The organism is Pseudoalteromonas sp. GABNS16E (assembly GCF_028598715.1).
Classification (GTDB): domain Bacteria; phylum Pseudomonadota; class Gammaproteobacteria; order Enterobacterales; family Alteromonadaceae; genus Pseudoalteromonas; species Pseudoalteromonas atlantica.
Genome location: NZ_JAQREZ010000011.1, coordinates 61,770 through 80,866, shown reverse-complemented (window position 1 = coordinate 80,866; position 19,097 = coordinate 61,770). Strand labels below are relative to the sequence as shown.

Sequence of the window (19,097 nt, the reverse complement as noted above, 5' to 3'; positions counted from 1 at the left end):
TATAAAATAAAAAAGCCCTAATATTTAATTAGGGCTTTTTTGCAATAACCAAAAGAGGTTAGCTCTCTTCTTTATTTTTTGTTTTAGCGGGGTCTTTTAAGACCGACATTTTTGGCGGCTGAAGTGCAAAGATACGCTCTCCCTCCTGCGGTGGCTTTTCCATATTACTGGTAAATGGGCGAAGCTTTACTGGCGTATCGTCGTCGTTGTCTTTATCACCTTTTAAAATAAACAACGGGATCGCTTCAGGGTTCATCTCTTGGTATTTTTCCCAATCAAATTCTTCTGAAATACGCGTCGCACTTACTTTACCGCCTTTAGCAATAATACTGCTTAGGCGAGCGTAAGAGCCATCTTCACCAAACAAAATTTGTCTAGATAGGAATGTTGCACTGTCTTTGTTCGCTTTAGCATGCGAGGTAGATGAGCGCAGTGAAAATACATTTTTTTCATTTAATAAATGAGAAAAATATTGTACACCAAGCGCATTATGGTGGCGGTTTGGTGAAAGTGCTAATACCGTTCTTATTGTTGTGAGCGGCAAGTAACGCTCAGCATGCTCTGATTGTGGGTTACCATAATAACAGGCAAGGCCGTCCATACGAGCCATTTTACAGTTCTCCCATGCGGGGTCTGATAGATGAACAGGAATGCTTTGCTCTTGTAAGCCTTTACCTATAGCGCGAGATACATGGTTTGCACCAATAATCAGTATGGTATTTGGAGAAGGTTGGCGCACGCCCAATAGCTTAGCAACAGGAATAGCGGTTAAGCTTTGCAATACCACAGTGATGATAATAACGGTAAATATTAACGGCACCATTTTTTCTGCATCAGCTACGCCAGCTTCCATCATACTTAGCGCAAATACCGAGCCAACAGCAGCTGCAACAATACCTCTAGGGGCTATCCACGATAGCACCAAGCGCGATTTCATTGGCAAGTCAGTACCAAAAGTAGATATGGCAATACACAATGGACGCGCTATAAATAACACCACTGCAAGGAATATAAATACGTCGCTGTCTAACATCATCAAGTCAGAAAGCTGTAGCCGTGCAGCAAGTAAAATAAACAGTGATGATATTAAAATCATCGATAAGTCTTCTTTAAACTCAAGTACAGAATCGATTTCTAAATCATTTTGGTTAGCAAGCCAAATACCAAATACGGTAACAGCTAATAATCCCGATTCGTGACTTAAGTGATTAGATACCGAAAAGCTAATAAGCACCAAGGCAAGTATGCCAAATTTATGTAGTTCAAACGGTAGCCATTCACGGCGCATAAGCTGTGTGGTGATCCAGCCCGCAACAACACCGATAGAAAGCCCTACGCCGACTGTTTTAACAAGTGCAACAATAGTGTGGCTAAGCACTTCTCCTTGGCCTACCAGCATGACTGCTTCAAATACAAGCACAGCAAAAAGAGCACCGATTGGGTCAATTACAATGCCTTCCCATCGTAATATACGGTCAATATCTTGTGTTGGGCGCATCGAATTAAGTAAAGGGGCGATTACCGTAGGCCCTGTTACTACTAGCACAGCGCCTAATACTGCAGCCACCCGCCAGTTAAGCTCAAGTAACCAATAGGCACTTAAGCTTATTACCACACAGGTGGTGATCATGCCGATAGAGCACAGGTTACGTACGACCTTACTTATGCCTTTTAATTCTCTAAAGTGCAAAGTAAGGGAGCCTTCAAATAAAATGACAGCAACGCTCAGTGACACAACAGGAAATAATAAATCACCCAGTAAAGCATCAGGGTCTAATACACCACTAAACGGCCCTAGCAATAAACCGGTAAGCAATAAGAACAAAATAGCGGGTACTTTAAACGCCCACGCTACCCATTGGGCAAGCACCGAACAAAGTGCGATACCGGCTATATAAATTGCTGACATAAATTAAGAATTCCTTATTTATCACAATGTGAAAAGTATAACTTTTGTTAAATATTAATACAGGGGTATACACGTGAAATGTTTAATTTGCTAATAAAATTTTAGCGCTTAATACAAAAATTGTAGGTTAAACTTATTGATTTATTTATAAAAATTGAATTAAAACTCAAAAGTAAATATAACCCCTTGATTTTAAATGATTAACCGCTTAGAAGTGAGGCGTAGCTCTACATTAGAGTGATTTTTAGCCTTGATCTTACCCCTTGAAATGTCGTATTATATTTAGAGTTCAAACAATTAGTCATCTAAATATGATTTTGCAAAATAACGGTATGTATTAATACTAGCGTCATATTTGCCCTGTAATAATAGATTTGTACGCTATTTTTACCATTAATTAGTAGCTATTGTATTATTGAATATCTTGGTATGGTTTTTTCAAACAAGTTTATTTAAGCAATTAAGTAAATAAATGTTTGAGTTGAACTATTACTTTCAATGTTTAGCTCCCATCGTGGCGGCTAAATCTCGGTCCTTAAGTCATCACCCTATCTGTTGGTGTATCTGACTTTAGAGGCTCTATGTATGTTGTTAACAAAAAGGCCGCACACAGCTTTTTACAGCGATACATAAACAACACTTTTTATTTTTATATTTAATAGACCTCCATTTAATTTGGTTGGTGCTGTTTCATGTCTTTACAAATCTAAAAGCAATTTTAGGTCGTGTATTTGCGTGCGTTTAAAAAGTGTATAAACAAACAACCTATTCGAAATTGCGTATTTTATACGCAATTACCTAGTTTTAGTTCACACTATGTGAATGCAGATAAAATGGAAAGTTGAGATTTTATGCAAAAGTTAAATTGGCGTCGTATTGTTTTAAAAGTAGGTAGTGCTCTAATTGCTCCAGATCAAGATGGGTGCCGTTCACGCTACTTATTAACCATTGCGCAATTTATTGTTCGCTGTCGTGCTCGTGGTATTGAAGTTATTTTAGTATCTTCAGGCTCAGTAGCTGCAGGCTCACACTTATTCCCATCTGACATTCCACGTTCAGTTGTGATGAAAAAAGCGATGGCAGCAGCAGGTCAAACTGAAATGATGGCCATGTGGGATCGCTTTTTCGATTTTCCATCAGCGCAATTATTATTAACCCATGGTGATTTACGTGACCGTGAGCGCTATGAAAGTATTCGCGAAACTATTTTTACTTTGTTAGAGCATGGTGTACTGCCTATCATTAACGAAAATGATGCTGTAACAACGGATGACTTAAAAGTAGGTGACAACGATAACTTATCAGCCATGGTAGCGGCGGCCGCTGATGCAGATGCATTAATGATTTTTTCTGATGTGGATGGGCTGTATGATAAAAACCCAAATTTGCACGACGATGCAGTTTTACTGCCTGAAATAAAATCAATTGATGAGTCTATTTATGCTATGGCAGGATGTGCTACAAGCTCTGTAGGAACCGGTGGCATGAAAACCAAAATTGAAGCTGCCGAAAAAGCAACGTCTCACGGTATTGCTACTTATATTATTAATGGCTTTAAAGAAGAAACCTTTAATAGATTATTGGCAGGTGACAACCCTGGTAGTGTTTTCCTTCCTTATGAAAAACCAATGCAAGAAGCTGTGCACTGGATGACGCATACAGCTAATGAGCAAGGTGAAGTAGTTGTAGATGGCTCGTTTGATGAGTCTCTTGAAGGTGAAAACGGTTGCATACGTGGCGACGAAATAATGGAAGTTCATGGTGAGTTTGCCATTGGCGATACCATTTTAGTTAGAAGCGAGGATGGCACACGTTTAGCAAAAGCCACCGCAAATTATAGTAGTTGCTTGTTAAGCTTTATTGCAGATAACGAGCAAAGTGAATTTAGCGAAAAAATGCAGGATTCTATTGGTCCTGTTATTTCAGAAAAAGATATCGCATTATTGGAGAAGTCATGAGTTTGATTACGGATATTTCACGCCAGGCAGCAAAAGCTGCAAACACACTTGCTTTACTCGACACCGAGACCAAAAACCAAGTGTTAACCGAAATGGCGGCAGCATTACGCGCAGAAAAAGCATTTATAATTAAAGAAAACGAAAGTGATTTAAGCGCAGCACGCGATAATAACTTAGCCGCTTCGATGATCGACCGCCTAACGCTTAACGAAGAGCGCATTGAAGCAATGGCAGAGGGTATTGAAGTTATTGTAAGTTTAGATGATCCAGTCGGTCAGCTACGCGACATTACAGAGCGCCCAAATGGCATTAAAATACGTAAAATGCGTGTGCCATTAGGTGTTGTATGTATGATTTACGAAGCGCGTCCTAATGTAACTGCGGATGCAGGCGCATTGTGTTTTAAATCGGGTAATGGTGTTATTTTACGCGGCGGTAAAGAAGCCCTTAAAAGCTCGCAAGCCATTGCGAGTGTAATGCACGGTGTACTTGAAAAACATAACTTACCTAAATCGCTGATCTCAGTTATTCCTGATCCAGACCGTGCATTGCTTATGGAACTAATGCAGCAACGCGAAAGTATTGATTTAATCATCCCTCGTGGTGGCGAAGGCTTAATTAACTTTGTTACAGAAAACAGTACTATTCCTGTTATTCAGCACTTTAAAGGGGTGTGTCATTTATATGTAGATAAAGATGCCGACTTAGAGGTTGCACTTAATTTACTATTAAATGGTAAAACACAGCGCACAGGCGTATGTAATGCGCTTGAAGGGCTAGTGGTTCACCAAGACGTTGCTGATGAATTTTTAAATTTATGTGCCGTTGTATTGCGCCAAGAAGGTGTGAAAATTAATGCAGATGAGCAAGCTGCAAAATACTTCGATAATGCTACAGTACTTGCTGATAATGAATTTGGTGAAGAATACTTAGATTTAGAAATTGCTATTCGTGTAGTACCAAGCTTTAGTGCTGCAGTGGAGCATATTGCTCAATTTGGTTCAAACCACACTGAGGTTATTTGTACTAAAAACGATACTGCGGCTGAGCTTTTCCAACGCAGTGTTGATGCATCGGTAGTAATGGTAAATGCATCATCACGTTTCTCAGATGGCTCGCAATTAGGGTTAGGTGCTGAAATTGGTATAGCTACAACTAAACTACATGCTTATGGTCCTATGGGGCTTGAGTCACTTACAACTGAAAAGTATTTAGTTAATGGCGAAGGCCAAGTACGTAAGTAATATACTCCACTTATAAAAAACGCCGATTGTTTAATCGGCGTTTTTTTATGCATTTTGCAAAGTATGGTTTAGTTTTTCTAACCAGCTTTCTAATGGCTCAGGCCGGTGCAGATGGTACCCTTGTAGGATAACCTCAGGGTACTCTTGTAATAAGTCAAAGTGCGATTGATTCTCGACTCCTTCCGCTACCACTTCTAATTGAAACAACCTGCCAAGGCTGACAATCATATCAATAATTAATTTATCGTTGTTATCAGTGGGGGCTTCAAGCACAAATGAGCGATCTATTTTTAGCTCATGAATAGGTAACTGTTTTAAGTAGGTTAAACTTGAGTAGCCCGTGCCAAAGTCATCTATTGATACACGTACGCCCAGCTTTTTAAGGTAGTGTACGGCTTCAATGGCCGCTTCCATGTGATTAAGTAACGTCCCCTCTATTATCTCAATGGTGAGTTGTTGAGGATTAATATCAACACTTTTAATTTGTTGGCTTATAAAGTTTAAAAATCGCGGTTCATGAAAATGTCGACCGCTTATATTTACCGAAATATTCAAACTTGGGTGGCTGTATTTAAGCTTGGTAAGTAAATTAAGTGCATTAGTTGTAACCCAGCAGTCTAACTCAAAAATAACATCAGATTCTTCAGCTATTGATATAAATTCACATGGGCTTATAAAGCCTTTTTGAGGGTGATTCCAGCGCAGCAGTATTTCTGCGCCTTTTAACGTTTGCTTACTATCAAATTGCGACTGTAAAAATATGGATAGCTCATTTTGAGGAATGGCTTTTCTTAAGTCTTGTTCAATTTCAAAACGTCGTTTAGCCTGCTCGCCAAATGTGGTATCAAAAAATGTAACTCTGTTTCCGCCTTTTTCTTTGGCTTTATAGCAGGCTGCTTCACAATTTCTGATTGTCTCAATAGCACTTTCCCATACATCGTCTCGCGGGAAAATATAAGTGCCTATACTAATTGTTAAGCTAACCTCTTGCCCATCAACGTCAAAAGGGCGGTTGACTGCGTTTAAAAGCTCTTGCGCTTTGTTTTCGGCGATTGATTGCGCACGTGTACGCCCAATTCCTTTATCTACGCTACATAAAGCAGCAAATTCATCACTGCCTAAGCGTGCAATAATATCTTTTTTATCTACATTGGCATGAATACGCTGAGCAAGCTCCTTTAAAATATTATCCCCTGCTAAAAGCCCTAAGCCATCATTAATAGAGTGGAAGCTGTCAATGTCGATAATATAAATATAGGCACATGTTTTATCGCTACTGCAATCTTGTAGTTGCTGTTCTAATTGCTTTAAAAAACCGTTACGGTTTGGCAGCTTAGTAAGCTCATCATGCCAAGTTAGGTAATCTATGCGCTCTTGCGTTACTTTTACGCTTGAAATATCACTAAAAACGCCAATGTAGTGAATGTTGGTATCTTGCTCGCTTTTTACCATGCTAAGTGTTAATAGCTCAGGGTATAGCTCGCCATTTTTTCTTCGTGTTACAAGTTCACCGCTCCAGTAGCCCGCTTCGTTAGCGTGCTTCCATACCTCATCAAAGCTAATACTTGGGTGATTATTTTGTTTGATCTCTTTTAAATCCATTTCCAACGATTCAGCTTCGCAATAGCCGGTAATTCTACAAAACGATGGATTAACAGCGATAATCTTGCCACCGCTATTAGTAATTACAACACCATCGGCGGTACTGGTAAGTGCCTGGTAAAATAACTTTTGCTTAGATGACAGCTGCTTTAGTTCTTCCTCGCGTTGGCTTAACTCTTTTGCAAGGGCTTCTATTTCGAGTAATTTGTCGTGTAAGTCAAAGTTTTTTTCGATAAGTCTGTCTAGCATGCCTTGTGCAGTAATGTGCGTACGTATGCGTGCTCTAACCAAAGCTAACTTGTAAGGTTTATGGATATAATCAATGGCACCCATTGCAAAGCCTTTCTCTTCAGACTCTACTTCAGTAAGTGCGGTGACAAAAATGATGGGAATGCCTTTGGTATTTTGCTTTGCTTTTAATCTTTTACATACTTCATAGCCATCCATGCCTGGCATCATAATATCGAGTAAAATTAAATCTGGGCGTGTGGATTCAACAAATACAAGCGCTTGTTCACCACTTGTTGAAATGCGTACATCGTAGTCTGCAAGTAGGCCCTCAACTAATACATGTAGGTTGCTAGGTTCATCATCAACAATGAGTATCAAAGGCTTTCGCGGTTGAGTTACTGCAGGTTGATTGCTGCCAGCGAGAAAGGTTGAATGCACACTAAATCCTTATTCTTTAATTACCCCTTAAAGTTAGTTTATAGTTGCCATAATTGTCTAGTTTTTATAGTTATTTCTGTATTTATCAATAAGTTTAATCACTAAAGCGTAGTTAAAGTTATCTATTGCCTCTTTTAGCTTGAATAATGGATGGGAATGATCGAATTTTTGAAGCGCAATTTCTCTAACTAATTTACTAGGAATAGGACGGGCAGATAACGCTAAAGAATAGATTTCATCAATTAATGTATCTGGATTTTGTCCAGAGCTCATAGCTTCTGGCTGATGATTATAGGAGTTTGTTACCAGTAGCTGTCTGACTGCATAAAGTGCTAAGGTCAATTGTTCATTAAAAACACTAAGATCGGTGCATGCGTTACTGCTCAGTTCTAACTCTGCTTTTTTAGCGCTTTGCTCTAGTAGCTCTAACCCTAGGGTGCCGGCTAAGCCTTTTAAGTTATGCATCGCTCTAGCTAATGTTTTATGCTCATTATTTTTCAAGTGCTTTACAGCTACCTCCATAAAGTGGCTGTAATCGGTATTAAACTTAGTGAATATTGAATTAATGAGTTCATTATTATCTTCAAGATTAGAGCGTGCTACATCGAGGTTTAATGTACTTAACGTATGGGTTTTTGTTAGATGCTTTTCTATGCTGTCACAAAGCAGACCAAATAATAACGGCTTGACTAAATAGTCATCCATGCCTGCTCGAATGGCGGCTTTCTTATCATTAGAAAATACAGCTGCAGTTACAGCAACAATAGGCGTTGTATATCCCCTTTGACGCAGTATTCGCGTCGCTTCTAGGCCATCCATCACTGGCATTTGAATATCCATAAAAATAATATCAATTGCGTTTTCTTCTACTTTAATGAGTGCTTCCTCGCCATTACTTGCAGAGATAACAGTCATATTCATTTTAGTTAATAGTGCTTCAAGAATCTCTTGGTTTACAGGGTTATCATCTACTGCAAGTGCGGTGTAACCGGTAAACTGTGGGTAAGACTCTCCTTCTTTAAGCTGTGTTGAGTCGGGTAATAATAAACGCATTAACTGAGAATCAGTGTGAGTATTACCTATTGTTATAATATCAATATGATCGCTATCGGGGGCTGCCTGCGGGTGCTCTTGATCGTTAATGAGTAAAATAAGCAGCAGTTTGTGTTTATTTTTTTGTTTTTGTAAGTACAGTTGCTGCAAAATAAAATTATCTTTTAGTTCTTTGTGTGACAACGTCATGATCACAATATTAAAAGGGTTACTCGGTTGAGACATTTTTGCAATTGCACGTAGCGGCTCTTGGGTAATTTCTGCAGTAATATCAGCGTTACTTAATAACTTAGTGAGTGATTTTATTTGCTCAGTATCGGGACTAATTAGTAAGGCATGCTTTTTAAGCGCTTCTTTGCTCGTCATTTTAAACGGTAGTGTAAAATAAAACTCACTCCCGACGTGGGGTGTGCTGCGTACTTGTATTTCGCCGCCTAGTAACTTGGTTAGTTGCTTACAAATAGTTAAACCTAATCCGGTGCCGCCATATTTACGTGTTGTACTGGAATCGCCTTGGTAGAACGAGTCAAAAATTGAGGCGGTTTGCTCTGGCGTCATGCCTATGCCTGTGTCTTTAATACCAAAGCGTAACTGTATTTGCTGCTCATCTTGTGTTGTGGCCTCAATTGTTACAGTTACTTCACCGCGCTCTGTAAATTTAATGGCATTACCTACACAGTTATTAATAATTTGACTCAAGTGCAGTGGATCGCCCATCAGCTCAAGCCCTGCATCAACATGCAATACAAAATTAAGGCGCAACCCTTTTTGTTTCGCATTTACCGAAAATAAATTTTTTACATTAGAAGCAACGGTATGCAAAGTAAAAGGGATTGATTCAAGCTTTACTTTGTCAGACTCAAGCTTTGAAAAATCGAGCACGTTATTAAGTATTTGCAGTAAGTTTTGAGCACTAGAAAACGCTTTATCTGCATAGTGTTTTTGTTTTGCTGGAAGAGCGCTGCTTTGTAATAGCTGCAGCATGCCTAAAATACCGTTCATTGGAGTGCGAAGCTCATGGCTCATATTAGCTACAAAGTCACCTTTCGCTTGGTTGGCATTTTTTGCTTGGGTGATGGCAAGTGTAAGCTCTTTATTCATTAATTCCATTTTAGAATTAAGCGCTTGGGTTTCTGCTAGTAGCTCTTTTGTTTGTTTGTTTTTTAAATACAGCGCATTAGCCGCGATAATAACCGAGTTAATTTCATTTTGATGATGCTCATCACTATTTAGTGTTACTTGCTTTTCATTGCTCATATCATTTAACAGCTTAGTTAATTTCGCAATGGGCTTAATGACAGAGTTAAATATAAAAAAGGTAATTACTATTATGATAACAGTGATCAGCGCGGCAAAAAGGTTGGCCATTTCGGTACTTTTTAATACGTGGTCTCTTAGCTGCTGCTCGGTCTGGGTGAGCTTTTGCTTCTCTACATCCCTAATTTTTTCGGCTAGGTAAAGCAGCTCGTTTTCTATTCCTGTTAAAACTACATTTATCGAAAACGTATAGCTGCGGGTTAAAATAACTAATTGGCTATAAGCTTGCTCAAGCTCGTCAGTATTATTAAGTAGGTTAACATTAGCGGTTTCAATACTCGCCAGTAGGGTATTTAAGTGTGCTAGGTTATCTTGCACATTTTGTGCTTCATCATAATTTGGCTTGTGTAAATAATTGGTTGTTGCTTGTTCTATATTGCTAATAGTTAAAAGGGTATTCACTATTTTATTTTGCTTGCTGGTTAGCGTGCTTTTTTTAAGCTCATTGAGTTGTGCTTTTAGCGCTTCAATAGGTTGTTTGAACTGTGTAATGTACAGCTGCTCTCGTTTGGTTCTGTTAACGACTACGCGATTAAATGTATCTTGGTAATTATTTAAGTACTCGTTAAGGCGCTTTATATTGTTTTGATAGTTTTCATCATACTCATTTAAATATGTACTTAGCGTATCTAAATCCCTTTTTGCAGCATTTAAGTGCATATTAAACTTTTCAATGGTATTGCTATTAGCATGATCTAGATAAGCAATGGCTTGGCTTTGTAAAGAAATCACATCGTTTTCTAAACGGGTAACAGATTCGCTTTGTAATAAAGCTTTGTGCTGCGCATTTTGCAGCTCAAAAAGTGATTTTTGCGAATAATTGAATAGGTAACTTTGCAAAATTAATAAAGTAATTAATACGCATAGGGCAATTATTATTTTTGATTTTATTGAACGGGTTATCATTATCTGCTTATTAACTCATACCATTTTTGCAAGCTGTAATCGTAAGTCGGCATAACGCTATTCCAAACAGCTACATTGCTTAAGCGTTTTAAATAGCTACCACCATTTCGCTGCTCGCCGGCTTTTACTGCGACTTGTTTTTGGGTGTTTAGTAAGTCAACCGTAGTGGGCTTGCCTAAGTACCAGTAATCCCATTCACTTGGTGAAAGCATTGCTTTTGAGCGTTGTGGGTTACTAATGTAATACCCTTGGCGAGCAATAAATGCGCCGGCCCACCCCGAAAGCCACCAGTTCATGTAATCGTATGCGGCATCTTTTTGGTTATTATTAACCTGTGACGATAAGCACATTACCCCATGCCAGCCACGGTAGCCCTCTTTTGGAGCGGCAAATCGCACGTTAACATTTTGACTATTGAGCGCGGCCACAGCGGGGGAAAACATACTTTCTATGTGCACGCGTTGGCTTTTCATAAATTCAACAGACTCTGGCACCGAGTTCCAATAACCTGCAAAATGCCCTTGGCGTTTATAGTCAATTAAAATACTAAATAAACGGTCAAGCTCGGAGCGAGTAATCGCACCAATATCTTTAAATGTTATTAACCCTTTGCTTTGTGCTGCCAAGGCAAGGTCAAATAAGCCAATTGTGGGTGCATTTACAATGCCTACTTTACCTCGGTGGGCATCATCAAGTAACCAGCCCCAACTTTCAGTTTCGTAGGCAATACCAGGTTTTATTTTGGCGGTGTTATAGCCAAAAGAGTCAACATTATGTACATAGGGCAAAAAGCTAATGTAATCGCTTTCGTTTGCGCTTAGTGTGCCGTCCTCTTGTACATTGAGTAATTTATAAGGAGCGTCGCCTGCACCTAATTTTGCATCGGGGGTGAGCTTCCCCGTCTTGGTTAGAGAATTTATTTCATTAAAGTAGGTTAGCCGTTTTTTTTCTATAGGCTGAATAGACCCCGCCCGCCAAAGTACATTAATACTGTTTGACCATTGCTCGTATAAATCAAATGAGCCAGGGTCCATGGAGGCTTTTTGTAATACGGCAGCACTACCTGCAGGGGAAAATTCTATATTTATGCCTAAATCAAGCATTGCTTGTTTACGAATGGCTTCTTGTAGCGTGACATGTGTTCCTAAGACTCTTAGGGTTACTTTTTTTCGGGCAAACACATATGGTACATGAGTAATTACACCCGCGGTTAAACCGATGACAGCGAGCTTTTTTAACGTGGTGCGTTTAGGGGTATCCATTGTTTAAGCCAAAAGTATGATTGCTACAGATGAGATAATTTATAGCCAACAAAGACTAAACAAACAAGGAATGGGCAAATATAAAAGTTATTGTGTAGAAGATAAAAGAATAATAAGACGATGAAAAATAGGAAGTAATAGAAGAGTAGGAAAGTGGTGGAGCTAAGCAGGATCGAACTGCTGACCTCCTGCGTGCAAGGCAGGCGCTCTCCCAGCTGAGCTATAGCCCCACATTCCTAAATTACATAGTTGTAATTACTTGGCTGCTGAGTTCCAAGCGGGGTGAACTTTAAATATTTTTATAAATTTGGTCAAGTATTTTTTAGCAATATTTAACTGTTATCGTTTATTTTTGATAGACTCGAGAAAAATACCTCGCGAAACGACAAAAATAATGAAAAAAAGTATCTTTATACTTGCTTTGCTACTTGCAGGGTGTGCAAGTAATGAAGCGCCTCCTTATGAAATAAATAACAAGCAGTTTTATGAGAACGTGGATGAGCAAGGTAACAAAATATTTGCTTATGTTGTATCGGTAAAGGCTGAGCATCGTAGTAACATAAACTTAAATAACGGCGGGCGAGGCGAAAAAAGACCGAGCCGCTCTGATGTAAAACGTTTCATAGAACAAGAACACTTCGAAGACTCTAGTGTGTTAAAACTTAAGCTTGAGGATGAAGCCGTCAGGTTTTTAAACGAAACCCTCAGTGAAAATAACTATTGTGAAAATAAACACGAAATTACACAAGTACTATGGCGTGACTTAAGTGTGCAGCTAAGAGGGCGTTGTTTGTAGTATGTTGGCCGATAAAGCAAAGCTTGCGCAGTTGTTAGCGCAATTAGGTATAAATTACGATGTAATAGAACACCCTGCGTTACATACCAGTTTAGATGCTGATGCATTTATGGTGGAGCGCCCAGGTACGCGACTTAAAAACTTGTTTTTGCGTGATAACGAGGGCAAAAAGCACTTTTTAGTAATTACCGCACACGACAAACAGCTCGATTTAAAAACCCTATCTAAGCAACAGGGGCTTTCTCGGTTGGGGTTTGCCTCTAGCGAGCGGTTAGCACGTTATTTAAAAGTGGCGCCCGGGTGTGTGTCTATGCTTGCTTTAGCAAACGATAAACAAAGCAATGTTACTTTGTGGCTTGATCAAGATATTTGGTTTAACGAGCTGTTTCATTGTCACCCGTTTGAAAACACCCAAACTTGGCTGCTTTCAAAAAATGATTTAAATACCTTTTTTGAGCATACAGGGCATCAGCCTCGGGTAATGTTTTTACCTTCTCGATAGCCTAAAGTGACTAAGACTAAACCAATAAAACACACACTCAGTAAGCAAAGCATAAATGCAGTTTGCCCTGAGTGTTGATAAACAATACCAGGCAATAACGAGCCCAGTGTCCCGCCACTATAATAAAACGATACATACCCGCCATTTGTTACACTTGCAGGCGCTTTGCTAATCTTGTTAACAAGCGGAGCAGCGCTTGAGTGTATAACAAACATAGCAGCACAAAATAACGTAAACGCGATTAAAAATACACTCAGTTGCTGGCTTATAAGTAATACAATGCTTAAGTTATACACGATAAAAACCGCAGCAAGTAAATGCCAAGCTGAAGGCACTTTTTTAGCAAGCCAAGGTGTTGCAATAGATGCTAAAGCACCGATTAAGTAGCCGCTGTACACTAAGCCAATATCGCGTGTGTTTGTAATTAAAAAGGTGTTTTGCAAAATAAACGGTAGGTAATTTAATAAGGCTGCAAAGCAAAAAAACATACAAAAAACGGCACCATACAATTTTAGTACTGCCGCATCTTTTAGCTGCTTAATATACGTTAACGGCGTAAGTGCTGACTGATTAGATACCACAAAGCCCGTGGGCTTTATACTGATAGCCAGGCCAATAAGCACAATCGAAATAACATAATAAAAACTTTGCCAATGCCATACATCACTAAATAAAGCGGCCAATACTCGGCCAAAGTAGCCCCCAGCTATGGTACTGCCTATGTATAAGGTCATATTTTTTTGTAAGGCATCTGCGCTGTAACGTATACCAATAAAGCTTGTCATCGCGGTGAGCGCGGCAGGTAAGATTAAGCCTTGTATAAAACGCACCAAAAGTAATAGCTCAAAACTTGGCGCTACTGTAAACAGTATGCAGCTCACTCCTAAAATAAACATAGCAATACGTAAAATAATAAGCGGGTTTTGCTTGGCTAAAAATAGCCCATAAACCAAAGGTGCAATTGCTAAAGGCAGCATGGTTACGCTCATTAAGCTGCCGGCAAGCGCTGGGGAGACGTTAAATTCGCTAGAAAATAAGCTCAATAAAGGCTGAGGCGCGTACAGCACAAAAAATATAAACACCGAGCAAATAAGTAAGTGAGCAAAACGCATTGTAGGGCTTAAAACATAAGCTGATAAGTTAGCCAAAGTATATGAAAAATGGCTTATATTTCATAGGTTAAATCATTAACAATTGCGCTAAATCAAAGTGTATATTCAGCCCTTTGCTAGATTAATGCTAATAGCACTGTTATTTGTACTCGTTGGTGATTAAAATAAACCTAATATAAGTTTTTAGTGGAACAAAGCCATGGGTTCATTACAAGACCAATTGCTGCAAGCAGGGTTAACAACATCGCACAAAGCTAAAGTTGCTAAGTCAGAAAAACGTAAGCAACAAAAAAAGCAAAAAAAAGGGGCTACCAGTAACCCAAGCGATCTGCAAAAGCACATACAGCAAACTAAATTAGAGCAGCAAAAAAAGGCTGAAGAACTTAACCAGTCGCGCCAAGAAGAGCTTAAGCAACGTGAGCAAGTTGCTCGTGTTAAGCAAATACTTGAGCACCATAACCAAGACTCTATCCGCGGTGAGCGTACCTTTAATTTTACTTACGATAACAAAGTAAAAGGGATAGACGTAAACGAGAAAACCCAAAAAGCGTTATCGGGTGGTCGTTTAGCTATTTGTGTACTGGAAGGGCAGTTTTACGTACTCGATGATGAGCCGGCGCGTAAAGTCGCAGAAGTTGATGAAAAGTACATTGTTTTTCATGTTGAACCTGAAAACAAACCAAAAGATGAAGACGACCCATATGCAGACTTTGAAGTACCAGATGATTTAGTATGGTAAGTGTCTGTTCAGTATTGTTTGCTAAAGTTAACAACAATGGCTGAAAACGTAGTCATGTTTGTTTGATCGCCTAACGTAAATTGATACGTATGCTTTTTACTAGATTGTTTACTACAATCAATAGACTATTTTCTAACCGTCAAAAAGAAGAGTGAATATAATGAGCAAGATGAAAGCACTAATAGTAGGCGCGGGTATTAGTTTAGCCGCAAGTTTTTCGTTTAACGCCGCCGCTGCTGATGGCGAAGCCCTTTACACCCAAAAAATGTGTCAAACATGTCACGGTGCAGAAGGTAAAGCACCTATTATGGGCGCATACCCTAAAATTAATGGTCAAAACAAAGACTATTTAGTGGCCCAAATGAAAGATATTAAATCGGGCGCGCGTAGCAATGGTATGACTGCCGCAATGAAAGCAATGGTTGCAACGGTAACGGACGAAGAGTTTGAAGCAATTGCTGACTACCTTTCAAAGGTAAAATAAAGCACCGCGTTTAAAAACGTATTATCGTTTTAAATTAAAGCGCAGCGTAAACAGCCACACAATTGTGTGGCTGTTTTGTTTGTGTTTGCTATAAAATTAATACTGCTTTAGACTTCTAAACATCTATTCGTACTTGAGTTGTTGTACGTATTTTAAAAGGCTGATTATGATTGATTTACCCCAACTAGATTTAAAAAATAAAGTGTCGGAGCAAGAGTGGCAATTGCGCGTAGATTTAGCAGCTTGCTACCGATTAGTAGAGCATTTTCGTTGGGGGGATTTAATATACACGCATTTATCGGCACGTTTACCTGGCACCGATCACTACCTTGTAAATGCGTTTGGCTTAACGTTTGACGAAGTAACTGCATCAAACCTGGTAAAGGTTGATTTGCACGGCAATATTATTGACGACACCCCCTTTAGCATTAACCCAGCAGGTTTTACTATTCATAGCGCAATTCACGAAGTGCGTGAAGATGCTCATTGTGTTATTCACTTACATACAAAAGAAACCATTGCCGTTGCTACACAAAAAAATGGCCTATTGCCACTAAGCCAATACTCTATGTTTTCGCTCCCTTCGCTGTCGTACCATGGCTATGAAGGGCTGGCTGTAAATGATGACGAGCGCAAAGTATTACAAGATGATTTAGGCAATACCAATCATATGCTATTGGTAAATCATGGTGGTTTAACCGTAGGTCCAACCGTAGGCGATGCCTTTATGCGTTTTTATGACTTGCAACGTGCCTGCGAAATTCAGCTTGCATTACAAGCCAGCTCACAAGAGGTTATTCCGGTGCCGCAGCCAATTATCGACAATATTTATAACCAAGCTAATGTGGTACACAGCGGCAGCACAGGTGGGCAATTAGCGTGGCCTGCCATGTTACGAAAAGCGTACCGACTTGATCCCAGTTTTGCACAATAGCCTGCGTGGCTAATAAGGAATTTTAATGAAAGTAAATCGCGTAGAAGTATTTGATATTCATTGCCCAGAGCGTCCAGCTTGGACGCCGGTTTTTGTACGTATTCATACCGATGAAGGTATTAGTGGTGTAGGTGAAGCTGGTTTAGCTTACGATTTAGGCCACAGCGCAGCAGCAGCAATGATAAAAGAAATGGCTGATGCTTTTTTAATTGGGCACGACCCATTTCAAACCGAAAAGTTATGGTCGCGTATGTTACGCGAAAGCTTTTGGGGTTTAGGTGGCGGCCCTGTTGTTTATGCAGCAATGAGTGCCATAGATACAGCACTTTGGGACATAAAAGGTAAAGCACTTGGTTTACCGGTATACCAATTACTGGGCGGCAAAGTAAACGATAAGCTGCGTACTTATGCATCGCAGCTACAGTTTGATTGGGACAGCGAATTTAAAGCGTTAGTACAACCGCAAGAATACGCAGAAGCGGCGTTAAAAGCGATTGGCGAAGGTTATGATGCAGTAAAAGTGGACCCTATCCAATACGATAAAGACGGCAATACGTATTACGACCGTACTAAAATAATTTCTCGTGGTGAAATGAAGCTATACCGTGCTCGTATGCAAGCTATACGTGAAGCAGTTGGTGATGAAGTGGATATTATTTTTGAGTGCCACAGCTTACCTGGCGCAACCTCTGCTATACAAATTGGTGAAATAGCCGAAGAGTTTGATTGCATGTACTACGAGGAGCCAGTTAACTACTTAAACCATTCTTTACATGCAAAAGTAGCAGATAAAGTGGCAGTGCCGATTGCAGGCGGTGAGCGTTTATACAACCGCTGGGGTGTGCGTCCTTATTTAGAAGATCAAAGCATTGATGTACTACAACCCGATATCGGTTTATGTGGTGGCTTTACTGAAACTAAAAAAGTATGTGACTACGCCGATATTTTTGATGTGCGTATTCAGGCGCATGTATGTGGCGGGCCAGTTGCAACAGCTGCATCGCTTCATTTAGAAACCGCTATTCCTAACTTTTTGATTCATGAGCATCATACATATGCCATTAAAAAGTGGAACCGAGAGCTGTGCTTACAAGATCCACAACCAAAAAATGGCTTTTTTGAAGTATCAGAAGAGCCTGGCTTAGGCATTGAATTAAATGATGAGATTGTTATGCGTTCGCAGCGTGTAGAAATTAAATAATTTAAGCTTTATTTAAAGAGCGTTATTTAAATACTAATGGTTAAAAGTAAAAGCCGGTAAGTGATAACTCACTTACTGGCTTTTTTATAGCTGTGTTTCTCTAATCCCTATGAGCAATACCATTTGAATAGTTAGTGGATTAATTGGCAAGATTAATAGTACACGTAACGCCTTTTATCTCAGCGGTGGCTTTACTATCAAGGTGGCGTATATAGCAGCGATTATTGTTTATCATTAACTCAAATTGATCGGGAAAGTTAAGCTGTTGGTTGGCCGTTATATCACTACGGTTTGTGTTTTTAAGAGTAAAGGTACTGGTGTGAATAAAGATATCGTCAGCAAGCGTTACGTTTTTTATATGCATTAAGCGCTCTATAACACGCTCTACCGCTTGGCTATTTGGCTCGGTAAGTAAGGCATGATGCAGCTTAGGAGTAGGCTGCGTGTTAGATGCGCAACCACTTAAAATAGTTAAAATGCCAAGGGCTGATATTTGCGAATGTAATGTCATAGTCATTGCCGCATTTACGTAAGTGGTTAAATTTAATATAGCTTAACTAGGGTATGTTATAAAAATGCTTAGCATTTGCGTAGCTAAGGTTGTGCCATATTTTATTTGTTTTACACAAAGCTTGATGGCTATGCCAAACATCATTATAGCTTGCGTTAATTTGGCAAACCGGAAAGTTACTCGCAAACATAATGCGCTGCTCGCCAAAGTACGAGAACATAGTTTCAAAACAATCTTGTTGCTGTTGTAAATTCAACGCTAAAAGCTCAAAACCCGAAAACTTAATCGCTATATTATTGTGCGCACTTAGCATGCGAATGCTTTGCTGCCAGTTATTAATATTATTAGGTAGGCCGCCATGGTTTATTATTATTTTTAGCTGAGGCAGCGCCTTAGCGTAACGAGCAAGCTGAGCAGCTATTGCGGTATTTTCAAGCTCAAACTGGGCTTCATAATACAGCCCTTGCTGGCAAAGGGATTGCAAATTACTAAAGCACTCTGGGTTTAATAATCGCTGTGCATCTGCGCCTTCGGTGATATCCCGTATGCCTATTAAATGGGGGTGGGCAAGGGTGTTTATTGCTTTTGCAAATTGCACCGGTGCGCAATCTAACTGAGCGTAACTAATGGCTTTAAAGGGAAGCTTTTTTAAATGTGCCGTTAGCCAATTAAGTTCGTTAATGGGGGCGTTGTTATCAAAACCTGCCTCTATATGTACTATACCGGCGAGGGTAAAGTCACTGCTCTCTAGTAGCTCTTTTTCGCTAATAGGTTGTTTTATTAACTCTAAATTTGGCCATGCTGGTGGGTTTTCGCCTTGCAGCCAGGTATATTGCCCCTCGGCAAGGTTAAAAAAATGCACGTGGGGGTCAATAATTTTCAGGCTCATCGGCATGTG

General features: G+C 39.6%; 15 protein-coding genes and 1 tRNA gene. 8 read left to right on the top strand and 8 right to left on the bottom strand.

Going from position 1 to position 19,097, the window contains the following annotated elements:
* Positions 1–58: 58 nt before the first annotated feature.
* Positions 59–1,909 carry a cation:proton antiporter gene (locus PSI06_RS06955; RefSeq protein WP_024031470.1) on the bottom strand — a complete coding sequence of 617 codons (1,851 nt, stop codon included), beginning with the start codon at positions 1,907–1,909 and terminating at the stop codon, positions 59–61.
* Positions 1,910–2,760: 851 nt separating this feature from the next.
* Between PSI06_RS06955 and proB the strand changes: the two genes are divergently transcribed.
* Entirely contained in the window at positions 2,761–3,867 is a 1,107-nt protein-coding gene (gene proB / locus PSI06_RS06950) for a glutamate 5-kinase (RefSeq protein ID WP_004587658.1), read from the top strand.
* Positions 3,864–5,111, top strand: a complete 1,248-nt coding sequence (locus PSI06_RS06945) for a glutamate-5-semialdehyde dehydrogenase (protein WP_273603275.1) — start codon at positions 3,864–3,866, stop codon at positions 5,109–5,111. Before proB ends, PSI06_RS06945 begins: the two co-directional genes overlap by 4 nt.
* Before the next feature lie 45 nt (positions 5,112–5,156).
* Here PSI06_RS06945 and PSI06_RS06940 read toward each other — a convergent pair whose 3' ends face one another.
* From PSI06_RS06940 to PSI06_RS06925, 4 genes are all read right to left on the bottom strand, one after another.
* Complete coding sequence (locus PSI06_RS06940; RefSeq protein WP_273603276.1) at positions 5,157–7,382, bottom strand: two-component system response regulator; 2,226 nt, start codon at positions 7,380–7,382, stop codon at positions 5,157–5,159.
* Between the two features lie 57 nt (positions 7,383–7,439).
* Positions 7,440–10,658 (bottom strand): ATP-binding protein, encoded by a 3,219-nt coding sequence (locus PSI06_RS06935; protein WP_273603277.1) that lies wholly within the window; start codon positions 10,656–10,658, stop codon positions 7,440–7,442.
* Positions 10,658–11,920 (bottom strand): ABC transporter substrate-binding protein, encoded by a 1,263-nt coding sequence (locus PSI06_RS06930; protein WP_273603278.1) that lies wholly within the window; start codon positions 11,918–11,920, stop codon positions 10,658–10,660. Before PSI06_RS06930 ends, PSI06_RS06935 begins: the two co-directional genes overlap by 1 nt.
* A gap of 154 nt (positions 11,921–12,074) precedes the next feature.
* Positions 12,075–12,150, bottom strand: a tRNA-Ala gene (locus PSI06_RS06925).
* A gap of 164 nt (positions 12,151–12,314) precedes the next feature.
* On the opposite strand from PSI06_RS06925, the gene PSI06_RS06920 reads away from it, so the two are divergent.
* Both PSI06_RS06920 and PSI06_RS06915 read left to right on the top strand, forming a co-directional pair.
* Positions 12,315–12,716 carry a hypothetical protein gene (locus PSI06_RS06920; protein WP_273603279.1) on the top strand — a complete coding sequence of 134 codons (402 nt, stop codon included), beginning with the start codon at positions 12,315–12,317 and terminating at the stop codon, positions 12,714–12,716.
* A 1-nt stretch (position 12,717) separates the two neighbouring features.
* Positions 12,718–13,218: a prolyl-tRNA synthetase associated domain-containing protein gene (locus PSI06_RS06915; protein WP_004587652.1), complete on the top strand. Its 501-nt coding sequence runs from the start codon at positions 12,718–12,720 to the stop codon at positions 13,216–13,218.
* On the opposite strand, the gene PSI06_RS06910 is transcribed toward PSI06_RS06915, so the two are convergent.
* A complete protein-coding gene (locus PSI06_RS06910; protein ID WP_273603281.1) occupies positions 13,185–14,330 on the bottom strand; it encodes an MFS transporter in 1,146 nt (381 codons plus the stop codon). The genes PSI06_RS06915 and PSI06_RS06910 overlap by 34 nt on opposite strands.
* Positions 14,331–14,529: 199 nt before the next feature.
* Here PSI06_RS06910 and PSI06_RS06905 point away from each other — a divergent pair, with 199 nt between their 5' ends.
* The 4 genes from PSI06_RS06905 (at position 14,530) to PSI06_RS06890 (ending at position 17,688) form a co-directional block, all read left to right on the top strand.
* Positions 14,530–15,069 carry a DUF2058 domain-containing protein gene (locus PSI06_RS06905; RefSeq protein WP_004587650.1) on the top strand — a complete coding sequence of 180 codons (540 nt, stop codon included), beginning with the start codon at positions 14,530–14,532 and terminating at the stop codon, positions 15,067–15,069.
* 160 nt (positions 15,070–15,229) lie between these two features.
* Complete coding sequence (locus PSI06_RS06900) at positions 15,230–15,553, top strand: c-type cytochrome (protein WP_004587649.1); 324 nt, start codon at positions 15,230–15,232, stop codon at positions 15,551–15,553.
* Between the two features lie 166 nt (positions 15,554–15,719).
* Positions 15,720–16,487, top strand: a complete 768-nt coding sequence (locus PSI06_RS06895; RefSeq protein ID WP_024031462.1) for a class II aldolase/adducin family protein — start codon at positions 15,720–15,722, stop codon at positions 16,485–16,487.
* A gap of 25 nt (positions 16,488–16,512) precedes the next feature.
* Entirely contained in the window at positions 16,513–17,688 is a 1,176-nt protein-coding gene (locus PSI06_RS06890) for a mandelate racemase/muconate lactonizing enzyme family protein (protein WP_004587647.1), read from the top strand.
* A 139-nt stretch (positions 17,689–17,827) separates the two neighbouring features.
* Here PSI06_RS06890 and PSI06_RS06885 read toward each other — a convergent pair whose 3' ends face one another.
* Positions 17,828–18,199, bottom strand: coding sequence for a hypothetical protein (locus tag PSI06_RS06885; protein WP_273603282.1), 372 nt, complete (start codon positions 18,197–18,199; stop codon positions 17,828–17,830).
* A 46-nt stretch (positions 18,200–18,245) separates the two neighbouring features.
* On the bottom strand, positions 18,246–19,088 hold the full coding sequence (locus tag PSI06_RS06880) for an amidohydrolase family protein (RefSeq protein ID WP_273603283.1): 843 nt from the start codon (positions 19,086–19,088) through the stop codon (positions 18,246–18,248).
* Between the last annotated feature and the right edge of the window lie 9 nt (positions 19,089–19,097).